General features: G+C 41.2%; 12 protein-coding genes. 2 read left to right on the forward strand and 10 right to left on the reverse strand.

Going from position 1 to position 12,850, the window contains the following annotated elements; translation table 11 throughout:
• Positions 1-27: 27 nt before the first annotated feature.
• A complete protein-coding gene (locus tag THETH_RS00945) occupies positions 28-1,080 on the reverse strand; it encodes a potassium channel family protein (protein ID WP_013931514.1) in 1,053 nt (350 codons plus the stop codon).
• A gap of 168 nt (positions 1,081-1,248) precedes the next feature.
• Between THETH_RS00945 and THETH_RS00950 the strand changes: the two genes are divergently transcribed.
• Together THETH_RS00950 and purE are read left to right on the forward strand one after the other, a co-directional pair.
• Positions 1,249-2,427: a 5-(carboxyamino)imidazole ribonucleotide synthase gene (locus THETH_RS00950; protein ID WP_013931515.1), complete on the forward strand. Its 1,179-nt coding sequence runs from the start codon at positions 1,249-1,251 to the stop codon at positions 2,425-2,427.
• A gap of 15 nt (positions 2,428-2,442) precedes the next feature.
• Complete coding sequence (gene purE / locus THETH_RS00955; protein ID WP_013931516.1) at positions 2,443-2,907, forward strand: 5-(carboxyamino)imidazole ribonucleotide mutase; 465 nt, start codon at positions 2,443-2,445, stop codon at positions 2,905-2,907.
• An 18-nt stretch (positions 2,908-2,925) separates the two neighbouring features.
• Here the strand turns inward: purE and THETH_RS00960 are convergent, their stop codons facing one another.
• The 9 genes from THETH_RS00960 to ilvB form a co-directional block, all read right to left on the reverse strand.
• Positions 2,926-4,170 carry an ABC transporter permease gene (locus THETH_RS00960; protein WP_013931517.1) on the reverse strand — a complete coding sequence of 415 codons (1,245 nt, stop codon included), beginning with the start codon at positions 4,168-4,170 and terminating at the stop codon, positions 2,926-2,928.
• Entirely contained in the window at positions 4,152-4,886 is a 735-nt protein-coding gene (locus THETH_RS00965; RefSeq protein ID WP_013931518.1) for an ABC transporter ATP-binding protein, read from the reverse strand. The genes THETH_RS00960 and THETH_RS00965 overlap by 19 nt, the downstream gene beginning before the upstream one ends.
• A gap of 218 nt (positions 4,887-5,104) precedes the next feature.
• Positions 5,105-6,367, reverse strand: a complete 1,263-nt coding sequence (locus THETH_RS00970; RefSeq protein WP_013931519.1) for a TRAP transporter large permease — start codon at positions 6,365-6,367, stop codon at positions 5,105-5,107.
• A gap of 2 nt (positions 6,368-6,369) precedes the next feature.
• A complete protein-coding gene (locus THETH_RS00975; protein ID WP_013931520.1) occupies positions 6,370-6,864 on the reverse strand; it encodes a TRAP transporter small permease in 495 nt (164 codons plus the stop codon).
• A gap of 74 nt (positions 6,865-6,938) precedes the next feature.
• A complete protein-coding gene (locus THETH_RS00980) occupies positions 6,939-7,934 on the reverse strand; it encodes a TRAP transporter substrate-binding protein (protein WP_013931521.1) in 996 nt (331 codons plus the stop codon).
• 27 nt (positions 7,935-7,961) lie between these two features.
• On the reverse strand, positions 7,962-9,626 hold the full coding sequence (gene ilvD / locus THETH_RS00985; protein ID WP_013931522.1) for a dihydroxy-acid dehydratase: 1,665 nt from the start codon (positions 9,624-9,626) through the stop codon (positions 7,962-7,964).
• Positions 9,627-9,663: 37 nt separating this feature from the next.
• The gene (gene ilvC / locus THETH_RS00990) at positions 9,664-10,662 is read right to left on the reverse strand and encodes a ketol-acid reductoisomerase (protein WP_013931523.1); all 999 of its coding nucleotides are present in this window, start codon (positions 10,660-10,662) and stop codon (positions 9,664-9,666) included.
• Position 10,663: 1 nt separating this feature from the next.
• Complete coding sequence (ilvN, locus tag THETH_RS00995; RefSeq protein WP_013931524.1) at positions 10,664-11,164, reverse strand: acetolactate synthase small subunit; 501 nt, start codon at positions 11,162-11,164, stop codon at positions 10,664-10,666.
• Positions 11,165-11,197: 33 nt separating this feature from the next.
• The gene (ilvB, locus tag THETH_RS01000) at positions 11,198-12,832 is read right to left on the reverse strand and encodes a biosynthetic-type acetolactate synthase large subunit (protein WP_013931525.1); all 1,635 of its coding nucleotides are present in this window, start codon (positions 12,830-12,832) and stop codon (positions 11,198-11,200) included.
• Between the last annotated feature and the right edge of the window lie 18 nt (positions 12,833-12,850).

Here is a 12,850-nt window from a genome sequence, read left to right on the forward strand (position 1 = left end):
CCGAAAATTGATTCTACCACGAATTTTTTAAACAGCCAGTTCGTTGAAGAAATTCTCAATCATATCTGCAAGACCTGCGACGATCAAAACATCGTTTTCCTTTAGAACGTGGTTATTTTTATCGTCATCTTTGAGTATCAGCTTTCCTTCACTTTCTATTGCAATAACGGTGATCTCATACTTTTTAAACAAATCGCACTCTGAAACCTTTTGCCCGATGCACTTGAAATTTTTCTCAACCTTTAGGTATTCGATTTTCAACGTCTTCTTTCCAAAGGCCTCGAAGCTGAAAACCATCCTTCCAGTTTTCTCAAGGGCAGATTTTGCTAGTTCAAAGCCGGCTATCTCGGAAGTGGCTATCACCACATCGGCACCAGCATAGTAGAGCTTTTTCACATCCTCGATATCGGTTGCTCCAGAGATTACCTTGATGTTCGGATTTATTGACTTGGCAGTTAGAGTCACAAAAACGTTCAACGTATCATCCCCATACGCTGCCACAAGGGTTTTGGCTCTTTTCAATCCTGCCTCCAGTAAGGTGTTTTCATCTCTGCCGTCCCCAAGAACGTAGTAATACCTACCGTGCCTTTCTTTTTCTGGAAGCTGTTCTACTATTTTCCTTATTTCCTCTTCGTCTTCCCCAACGATCACCACGTCAACATCATGCCTGAGAAGCTCATAAACCAAATACTTTGTCGCTTTCGTGATATCAACTACGATTATGTGATCGGTCAGTTTTTCTATCATCCTTTTCATTCGCCTCCTTTTGAAATAACTTCTGGCACTTTCTTCAAAAAATATCGCCGCAATGTTGGACAATCCGTATGTGAAAGCACTTATTCCAGAAACTATCAGAACGGACGTGAATATCTTCGATGCGTTGGAAAAATTCTCTTTCGGGAGTGTGTATCCAACCGTGGAAACACTGATTATCGTGAAGAAAAACGAATCAATTATCGGCAAATTCTCGGTGTAATGGTAGTAGAAGGTCCCGATCAACAGGATAATCAAGATTAGCAAAATCAGTTTTGTTATTCTTTGAAAAAGAAGTTTTTCAACCTTTTGATTCTTGTTCTGCATGACTTTTCCTCCACCAAACAATATTCGACACGTATATATAAATCCTATCAAATTCACGTTTTCAAGTCCACGCTTTTTAGAAAACCCAAATAACGTTGCAACATCGTCATTAAACAACTCGTTACAAAAGATTAGATTCAATTTTGAAAAGATCAAGTTAAACTCAATGTGAGGTGGTGCAACCTGCAAGGCAAAAGGGTTCTTCATCCACCTGCGTGGATAGGAGTTGTCGGCGGGGGACAGCTTGGAAGAATGCTTGCCATGGAAGCAAAAAGAATGGGATATTCCGTGGTGGTTCTTGATCCCACTGAAAACTCCCCCGCAGGACAAGTTGCAGACTTTCAAATTGTCGCACCTTTTTCGGACAAAACGGCTCTGCGAAAACTGGCTGAGCAAAGTGATGTCATAACCTATGAATTTGAGCACATAGATGCTGAAGCACTTCATGAACTTGAAATTGAAAATCACACAGTCATTCCTTCGAGTAAAACGCTGAAAATCATAAAAGACAAATACTTGCAGAAAATGACCTTGTACAATGCAAATTTGCCTGTTCCACCTTTTTGCAAGATAGAAAGCAAGGAAGATTTGGTCAAAAGAATAGGCGAATTCGGCTTGCCCGTTGTGTTAAAAGCTCGCCAAGGTGGATACGATGGTAAAGGCAATTTTGTCATAAAAAGTGAATCCGACGTTGATTTGGCGTATGAAAAACTTGCAGGAAAAGATCTGATGCTTGAAAAATACATCCACTTTGTCAAAGAGCTGTCAATTTTGGTTGCCAGGAATTTTGAAGGTGAAGTAAAATTTTATCCTGTGGTGGAAAATATCCACGAAGAAAATATTCTGAGAATAACAAAAGTACCAGCGCAAATAGATTCGTCGATAAAGTCCAAAGTAGAACAAATCGCACGCAAAGTTGTCGAAGTGTTGAACGATTGCGGTATCTTTTGCATAGAATTGTTCTTGGATTCAAATGGTCAAGTCTTTATAAACGAAATCGCCCCAAGACCTCACAACTCAGGTCATTACACGATAGAAGCCTGCGTGACGTCCCAATTTGAACAGCTTGTCAGAATACTCACTGGAATGCCACTTGGTTCTACACAGTTGATCTCACCTTGCGTAATGGTGAACATTCTTGGAAACGACGAAGTTTTTGGTAAATACACTGTCGAAGGACTTGAAAAAATATTGTCCATGGAGAAAGTTTATCTTCATCTGTATGGAAAATCCACAACTAGCAGACTGCGAAAACTTGGCCACATAACGGTTTTAGACGAAAACGTAGAAAAAGCGGAGCGCAAAGCACTTGAAACACTTTCACACTTGAAGATTAAACCTCTTTGAAAGGGGGATTAATCCATGAACATGGATGACAAACCAATTCGCCGACCAAAGGTGGGAATAATTATGGGAAGCCACTCTGATTTTCCCGTTATGAAAGAAGCCGCCGAAGTTCTGGAAGAATTTGGGATAGAGTATGAAATAAAAATCGTATCTGCACACAGAACTCCTGATCTCATGTACGAGTATGCCAAAACAGCCGAAGCTAGGGGGTTGAAAGTCATCATCGCTGGTGCGGGTGGATCTGCACATCTTCCTGGAATGGTTGCTTCCTTGACACACCTTCCGGTGATTGGAGTGCCTATCAAAACTAAAAGTTTAGAAGGATTAGATTCGCTTTTATCAATAGTCCAAATGCCAGCTGGAATTCCCGTTGGAACGGTGCCAATCAACGGAGCAAGAAATGCGGCTTTGCTAGCCGCAAGAATATTAGGAGTACTTGATCCAAAGGTGAAAGAAAAACTACAACACGCAGTGCAGTGAATCCCAAAGCAAAAAATATCATTGTAAAACTTTTGGTCGCTTTTTTGATATCACTCCAGTGATCAACTTGTCGCTGTTGAAGATTTTGATAATCACGCTCATCAAAAACACTGCCAGTATCGTGTTGTAAAGAATCCCAAGCATCGTGAATGAATAGTTATCGAAAAGCATGTTTCTTAAAGAAAGCATCGGATGCGTAAAAGGTATTGCAAACACGGCGACTTTTAACGGTGTACTGAGAGTGCCAAAATCTTTGAACATCGTCAAAAACATACTCACCAAAGCAAGGGCAACCAGCGGAAAAGTCATTGTTTGAGCGCTTTTGTAATCCTTTGAAAGAATTCCAAGCAGCATACCCAATGCTATTCCGCATATTAAAGCAGAAAACAACGACAGACCGACCAAGCCGTATTCAAAGGGTGTAACACTTAATCCAAGCTCCTGCGGGATAGACATCGAAACAGCACGCATGTAGGATGAAAAACCTATCATGTATATACCAGCCATTATGACACCTGATATTGCACCGGCCAAAATCTTTGCAAAGACGATATACCCACGCTTGACAGGCATCGTCATCAAAGTTTCCAAGGTCTTGTTCTCTTTTTCCAAGCCCATCGATGAAATAACGGTTGTTCCAGCCATGATTATGAGCATCATCACGATAACCGACGTCGTCGTTGACTGAGAAGATGCAATGTTTACAAGTTGCGATGGAGAGATTTTTTCGTAGACTCTGTCCTGAAATATCACCACAGGTTCTTGAGCTATCGGCTCGAGTAGAAACGCTGGATCAGATACACCATGTTGAATTGCCATGGAATAGGTGAGCTGTTTCTTAATGCTTTCTACAAGTCCACTGATAACCGCAGACGATACCGTGTCCATTATCCCCAAACCTCTGATATAAGAAACGATTTTTATTTTCCCTTGCTTGTATGAAAGAATGTCGTTAGAAAAATTTTCTTCGATCACTAAAACGGCTGCCCCATTGTTTTGCTTCACAGCCTGAAGCGCTTCTTCGTAGTCTTTTCCAAGATAAACAACATGTGCAGCATTGCTTAGAGCCTCTTCCACCGCCTTGGCATAATAACCTTCGTCCAAATTGACGATAGCTATCGTAGGCTTTTTGGTAACTTGCTCTTCAATATTGCCAATGGTTTTACCTATGAAAGCGTAAACCACAGACAGAGCAACTATGCTAACAATACCGGATATGGTTAAAACCTCTTTCAACTCTTTTTTCAGCAAGTTCCAGAACATCGTACCACCTCGATGAAGACTTCCTCAATGTTGGAAGCTTTGTATTCTTCCTTAAGTTGATTTGGTGTGCCCGATTTCACTATCTGACCGTTGTTTACCAAGGCAATTCGATCACACAAAAAATCAACTTCAAGCATGTTGTGAGAGGATAATAGAACCGTTCCTCCGTTCTTTGCGTAATCTTTTATCATTTTTCTAACGTCCTGTGCGTTGAGAACATCCAAACCGGAAGTTGGCTCATCTAATATGGCAAGCTTTGGGTTAACCATCAAAGCTCTTGCTATCAAAAGTCTTCTTGTCATACCCTTGCTGTAGGTTGCAACTTTGGCTTTGATTTTTTCACCAAGGTTTGCCATTTGCACTCCTTTTTCAACCATCTGTTTGAATTCAGATTCGCTTTTTGCGAAGAACCTTGCTATGAATTTCAAATAATCCAAACCTGTGAGCTCTTTGTAAGCTCCTGCATCCTCAGGAAGGTAGCTGATGCATTGCCTGACGGAATCTGCCTCTTTTACAACGTCGTATCCGAAAATTTTCACAGTACCAGATGACGGTTTGAGTAATGTTGCAAGTATCCTAAGAGTTGTGGTTTTTCCTGCGCCGTTTGGACCTATCAAACCAAAGATCTCGCCTTCTTGAACCTGGAAGCTAACCCCTCTCAAAGCTTGGAAAGAATCATAGTATTTCACAAGATCAATTACCTCAACAGCTTTCAAATGAACACCCCTGACAAGATAATATCATGATGCCATCAGAATGCTACTTTGTATAGGATAAGCTCTTAGAATCACACGATGGTGCAAAAGAGTCCTTTGCAGTAGCAGATAAAGTTAGGAAAAAAATTTATTAAGATTGACTCATCAACAAACCAAATTTGTAATCAAAGCTCGGCTGAGTTCTGTGTCCTTCAATGCGTTAAGATAAGCAGTAAAGATCACATTATTAGCCCTGGTACAAAAAGAGGAAGGTAAACCACCAGCAAGAAGACCAGTATAAGCCCAAACAGATACGGCACAACCGATTTTGAGATTTTTTCCATGGATAAACCAGTTATGGAAGTAGCGACGTATAAGTTTATAGCCACAGGAGGCGTTACCATGCCGATTGCAAATCCTACCGTTTCAATAATTCCAAAGTGAATCAAATTGACACCACATTGCTTAACAACTGGCAAAAAAACCGGTGTCAGTATCAATATAGCAGAAGCTGTTTCCATGAAAACTCCGGCAATTAAAATGATCACGGCGATGAGAAGCATTATCACATACCGATTGTCTGACAAAGACAAAATGGCATTCGCAATAGTCGAAGGAATGTTCCAATTTGCCAGCACCCATCCGAAAACACCGGCTACGGCTATCAGAAACATAACTATCGACATCGTCATCGCTGATCTTATTATCAGTTTGATCAGCTCTTTCGGTTTCATCGTTCTGTAAACAAAAAGAATCAAGATAAGCGTGTAATCAACGGCTACAACTGCCGCTTCAGAAGGCGTGAAGAACCCCGAAAAAATTCCACCGAGAATGATTATCGGTGCAAGAAGACCAAAGAAGGCTTTCTTGAAAGTTAACCAGATGTTTTTTAAAGAAAAAGCCTTACCTTTGGGATAGTTCCTCTTATGAGCTTCTCTCAGTGCAATGAAAATCAGTATCAAACCCATTCCGACACCTGGCAAAAATCCGTTCAGAAAAAGCTTTGCAACTGATTCGTTCGCGACAACAGCGTACAAAACCATGGGAACTGATGGAGGTATGACAACTCCTATCGTTCCGGCTGCGGCTGTCAATGCGGCGGAGGAAGCAGTATCATATCCTCTTTTTTTCAATTCAGGAATCAAAGATGTACCCACGGCAGCGGTGGTTGCAGCTCCAGAACCTGAGATAGCTGCTATGAACATCGATGAAAAAACGGCTGCTACAGAAAGGCCACCTTTAAGAAATCCAAACACGGAATCGGCAAGTTCAATCAACCTTTCGGATATTTTTCCCTGCGAAAGCAGATCCCCTACAAGTATGAAAAAAGGAACGGCAATCAAGGGAAAACTGTCTGTTGCAGCAAACATTCTTTGAGCAACTATCGCGATAGGTACACCATTCTTTAACAGAACAAAAAGAGCAGAAAGTCCGATAGCCACTGCTACTGGTAAACCAATAAAAAGGAACACAAAGAGCAATGCAAACAATATCCATGCCACAATTATTGCCCCCTTAGATCCTTTTTTGACAAATTCTCAAGTAAAAGTGAAACACTGTGAATTAGCATCACCGAAAAACTTATTGGAAGTGCTAAATAAACAAATCGCATTGGTAGTTTGAGAGCTGGGGAAATTTGAAATATTTGAAGAGATATCAATTTGAAGGCAGCAAGAAACGAGGCAGCAAAAAAGAACATACAAAGCAAAATACCAACAATCAAAAGAGTTTTTCTTGTCAGTTTAGAAGATTTTTCCAGCAAAAATTGCACAGAAGTATGCATACCTCGTTTGTAAGCCATAGTAGCGCCAAGAAAAGAAGCCCAAACCAAAAGATACCTGGATAACTCTTCTGTTCCAACGATAGCTCGGAAAAAGACCCTTGATATTATTTGCAAAGTAACTATAACAATCATACCAACGATGCAAGTAAAAACTATACCACCGATCACTTTATCCAAAATATCACTGAGCGTTTTAAATAACTTGGAAAAACTCACAGCTATCTCTCCTCTTTATGTTGTGATGAGGCTAACCCTTGCAGGATTAGCCCCAAAATTCAAGCAGAGATGCTTTACTTATTACTGCGAAGTTCCTCCAACTGTTTTTGAATTTCTTTCAGATATTTTCCAAATCTTGCACTGTATTTATCGTAAACAGATTTCACGGCTTCTCTAAAGGCGTTGAGGTCTGGTTGAGTAACCTGCATACCAAAATCTATTAGTTCTTTCAAAAGTCTTTCTTCGTTTTCACCGTTGACTTTTCTCGCATATTCAGCAGCTTGTTGCGCGCACTCTTCGAAAATCTTTTGTATGTCGGATGGTAAACTCTTGAAGACCTTCAAACTCATGATAATGAGCGCTGGAGCATAAGTATGTCTTGTTAGAGACAGGTATTTTTGAGTCTCATACAATTTGAAAGAGTGTATAACAACAATTGGATTCTCCTGACCATCTATTGTTCCCTGCTGCAATGCTGTAAGTGCCTCAGTCCATGCCATTGGAATCACGTTGGCTCCTAAGGCTTTGAAAGTATCAATATAAACAGGATTTTCCATAACGCGTATCTTAAGCCCTTTCAAATCTGCCGGAGTCCTAACAGGGCGTTTGGAGTTTGTGATATTTCTAAAACCTCTTTCTGCATAGGCTAAACCTTTCAAATTGACTTTTTCAAGCGATTTTAATAGGTCCTTGCCAACTGGACCATCTAAGACTGCATAAGCTTCCTGCGCATTCGCAAACAAGAATGGCAATTCGAAAACTGCGATTTCGGGCAAAAAGTTCGCCACAGGTCCATTTGTTATGACTCCCATGTCGATTGTTCCAAGCTGCATTCCTTCAAGAAGGGTCCTTTCGTCTCCCAAAACTGCATTGGGATATATATCAATCTGGACTCGACCATTTGTCCTCTCCTCAACAAGCTCTTTGAACTTGACTGCTGCTACGTGGAAAATATCCTTTTCGTTGACAACATGTGCAAGGCGAAGCTTAATTTCTGAAACAGAAGCAAACAAAGCTGATGAAACGAACAAAAGGCAAGCGGTTAAGAGCACAAACAAAACTTTTCTCACTTTACATACCTCCCAATAATGGTATTTTTACCCTTCAAGTACAGCTCCTTTACTTGCAGATGTAACTAACTTGCTGTAACGCGCCAGGTATGTGCCTTCTGGAGCCTTCGGTTGCGGTTTTTTCCATTTTGAAAGGCGGTCTTTGATTTCTTGCTCGCTAAGCTTCACATTCAAAGTTCGATTGATTAAATCTATTTCTATGATATCACCGTCTTTCAAAATTGCTATCGGTCCCCCCTCTGCAGCTTCAGGAGAAATGTGTCCTATACAGGGACCTCTTGTGCCACCTGAAAATCTTCCATCTGTCAAAAGTGCAACAGATTTATCAAGACCCATTCCAACTATCGCTGACGTTGGGCTTAGCATTTCTCTCATCCCAGGACCACCTTTTGGACCTTCGTATCGAATCACAACTACATCTCCCTTTTGGATCTTCCCATTCATTATTGCTGCGAAAGCTTCCTCTTCAGAATCGAAAACCTTTGCTGGGCCAGTATGACGCATCATTTCTTCACTCACCGCTGAAATCTTAACTACAGCACCTTCTGGCGCCAGATTTCCTCTCAAAATAGCTATTCCACCTTCTGGACTATAAGGATTGTCCAACGGTCGAATAACTGAATAGTCCAAAACTTTTGCATTTGAGATATTCTCTCCAAGAGTTTTTCCAGTTACAGTTAAAGTCGTCGGATCAATTAGCCATGCTTTTGCAAGCATATTCAAAATAGCAGAAATTCCACCAGCTCTATCCAGATCTTCTATAGCGTAAGGTCCTGCTGGACTAAGTCTTACAATGTTTGGCACCTTCCGGCTTATCCTATCAAATTCGTCCAGTTCAAGCTTTACACCAGCGGAGTGTGCTATTGCCATAAGATGTAATACACTGTTTGTCGAGCCACCTAGAGCCATATCAAGAGCTATTGCATTTCTGAAAGCATTTAGCGTTAGGATATCCCTTGGTCTTATGTTTCGCTTGACAAGCTCTACTATTTGCATACCAGCGAGCTTTGCAAGTTGTTTTCTTCTTCCATAAGGTGCAGGTATTGTCCCATTTCCAGGAAGCGCTATTCCCAAAGCTTCTGCCAAGCAGTTCATGGTGTTGGCAGTGAACATCCCCGCACAACTTCCACAAGTTGGACAGGCAAGTAGTTCCATCTCCATCAGTTCTTCTTCGCTTATCTTTCCACTTTTGTAAGCACCAACAGCTTCAAAAACACTTATAAGATCAACCTTCCTTCCTCTGTAATTTCCAGCCAGCATAGGACCTCCACTTACATAAATCGCAGGTATATTGAGTCTAGCAGCAGCCATTAGCATTCCTGGAACTATTTTGTCGCAGTTTCCTATCAAAACCATCCCATCAAACTTGTGAGCCATGACCATCGCTTCAATGCTATCTGCTATTAGTTCTCTGCTTGCCAAGGGATATTTCATACCACTATGGTTCATGGCTATTCCATCGCATATACCTATGACAGGGAATTCAATTGGAACACCCCCGGCCGCGCTAATACCAAGTTTTACTGCTTGTGCAATGTCTCTAAGGTGAATATGCCCCGGTATAATCTCGTTATAAGCATTGACCACAGCTATAAGAGGCTTCTTCAAATCTTCGGGTAAATAACCCATAGCGTAAAACAAAGATCTGTGAGGAGCTCTTTCAATACCTTGCGTAACTTCATGGCTATTCACTGGTTCTACCCCCTCTTAAATTCTCGAATGGTATTTGTCAAGAGGATGACTTCATCCAAGGCATCATTTTTCTAAGCTCTCTACCAACTTTTTCAATGAGAAGTTCTTGTTCTCTTTTTCTAATTGCGTTGAATTGTGGTCTTCCAGCCATGTTTTCCAAAATCCATTGTTTTGCGAAAGTTCCATCCTGAATCTCTTGTAGAATTTTTTTCATCTCTTTTCTGGTTTCCTCGTTTATGATCCTTTTGCCACTCATGTAATCTCCATATTCTGCGGTGTCAGAAACGGATTGTCTCATGAGAGTAAGTCCACCTTTCCAAATCAAATCAACTATCAATTTCAATTCGTGCAAACACTCGAAGTACGCTACTTCAGGCTGATATCCAGCTTCAACTAACGTGTCAAACCCTGCTTTAATCAGTTCACTGATACCACCACACAGGACAACCTGTTCACCAAACAAATCCGTTTCCGTTTCTTCCCTGAAAGTTGTAAGGATTACTCCTGCTCTTGATGCTCCAATACCTTTTGCGTAAGCAAGGGCAATATCCAACGCTTTTCCAGAGTAATCCTGGTGAACCGCCACCAGCGATGGCACACCTTTTCCTTCCAAAAATTGACTTCTAACCATGGTGCCTGGTCCCTTTGGAGCAACCATTATAACGTCCACATATGGTGGGGGAACTATCTGCCCAAAGTGGATGTTGAATCCGTGGGCAAAGGCAAGAACCTTTCCCTCGGTCAAATTTGGTTCAATGCTTTGCTTGTAAAGAGGAGGTTGTTTATCGTCACTGACAAGTATCATGATTAAATCGGCAACTTTGGCGGCTTCGTCTGCGGTCATAACTTTAAACCCCATACCTTCTGCCTTAACCCAGGACTTGCTGCCGTGGTAAAGCCCCACCACAACGTTCAATCCAGAATCTTTCAAATTTAGCGCATGAGCATGCCCCTGGCTTCCAAAACCAATAATTGCGATTATTTTGTCCTTCAAAAGTTCGAGGTTACAATCGTTGTCGTAAAATATCCGTGCCATCCTATCCCTCCTCACTTGTGATTATTTTTGTTCCCCTTTCCAACGCGATGGGACCAGTTCTAGCCATTTCAACGATTTCGTATTGTTTTAGAAGCTCAATCATCGCGTTTATTTTGTCCTGATCGCCAAAAACCTCTATCGTTAAAGTTTGATTTGACACGTCTACAATGTTTGCTCTAAATATTTCTGAAATTTGTATGACATCCGACCTTGTTTTGTGATCAGCTTTAATTTTTATCAAAGCAAGTTCTCTTTCCACAGTTTCCTGCGGATTCAATTTCTTTACAGCTATGACATCGATCAGTTTACTTAGTTGTTTGGTTATTTGCTCTACAACGTACTCATCACCCTTTACAACAATTGTCATTCTGGAAATCGTTGGATCCGTCGTTGTACCAACGGTTAGGCTGTCGATGTTAAAACCTCTTCTTGTGAAAAGTCCTGCAACCTTTGAAAGCACTCCAGGATGGTTTTCAACTAACACGGAAAGGATATGTCTCACTTTAATTCACCTTCCTTGAAAAACAAAAATCTTCTACAGCCAAATATTTGGTCTTGAAGGAATCGAAGGTTCGTCAGGATCAACAATTACTTCCAACAAAAACGGCGCTTTTAGGTTTTTCATCTTTTCAACGGCAAGCTTGATTTCATCTTTTTTGGTGATACGCTGTGCTTCAATTCCATAGGCTTTTGCCAGAATTGTAAAATCCGGATTGGCATCGAGAATGGTGGCGCTAAAACGTGCGTTGCATCTTTGTTTTTGAAGCTCGTAAACCATCCCAAGTCGTGAATTGTTGAATAGCACTATTTTTATTGGTAATTGTTCTCTTTTTATAGTTGCAAGTTCCTGGAAAAGCATTTGGAAACTGCCATCACTTGTTATGGCTATGACTTCTTTATCTGGCCTACCGAATTTCGCACCAATTGCAGCTGGAACCCCAAATCCCATCGTTCCAAGACCACCGGAGGTGATGAAAGTTCCTGGTTCCTTTATGTAGACGTTGTGAGCAGCCCAAATTTGGTGTTGTCCAACGTCTGTTGTAATTATGTAGTCACCGTTGTAAACTCTTGAAATTTCCTTCAAGACGTCTTGTGGATGAAGTTTTTCATCTTGAAAAACATAGTCTTTGATTGCAAATTCCTCCGCCCAGAAATGGTTTCGTTTGGCCGAAATCTTCTTGTTCATTTCAGCAAGGACTATTTTGGCATCCCCAACTATTCCAATTTCGCTTTCAACGTTTTTGTCTATTTCTGCTGGATCTATATCTATATGAACAATCCTTGTTTCGTCGCTTATCTTCATACCCACCAAAGTTCTATCGCTGAATCTTGCTCCAACTATGACAAGCAAATCGGCTTGTTTCAAAGCCATGTTGGCTTCGTTGTGTCCAAACAGTCCCACTATTCCAAGGTAGTAGGGATGATTTGTCGGTATGGCACCGACACCCATCAGCGTACAAACCACAGGAATCTTTAGCCTTTCAATCAGCGTTAAAAGCTCGTCTGAAGCTTTGGCCCAAATCACGCCTCCACCGGCACAGATAATGGGCTTTTTGGCAGATTCTATTGCTTCAACGCACTTTTCTATTAAATGTTTGTCTGGTTCTTTATGTGGTTTGTATCCTCGAATATTTATTTTTTCTGGAAATTCAAATTCAATTTGCTCTAGTTGAACATCCACCGGAACATCTATAAGCACTGGCCCGCGTCTTCCTGTGGAAGCGATGTAGAAAGCTTCTCTCAAAATTCTGATTATGCTGTTTGGATCTTTAACTAGATAGCTATGCTTGGTGAATGGCAGTGTTGCTCCAACGATGTCTACCTCTTGAAATGAATCTTTGCCGATCAAACTCCTTTTCACCTGACCAGTTATGACAACTAGTGGAACAGAATCCATGTATGCAGTTGCTATACCAGTTATAAGGTTGGTTGCACCTGGTCCAGATGTTGCGGCACAAACACCTACCTTACCGGTTACGCGTGCGTAGCCATTGGCTTCATGCGCTGCAGCTTGTTCTTGCCGTACCAAAACGTGTTTTATGCCAGAATCGCACAAAGCATCGTAGAAGGGATAAATCGCCCCACCGGGTAGGCCAAAAATTATTTCTACACCTTCTCTTTTAAGAACTTCCACCATCGCTTGAGCAACGGTTAATTTCCTTTTCCCCATATTACCACTCCAAAACTT

The organism is Pseudothermotoga thermarum DSM 5069 (genome assembly GCF_000217815.1).
GTDB classification, from domain to species: domain Bacteria; phylum Thermotogota; class Thermotogae; order Thermotogales; family DSM-5069; genus Pseudothermotoga; species Pseudothermotoga thermarum.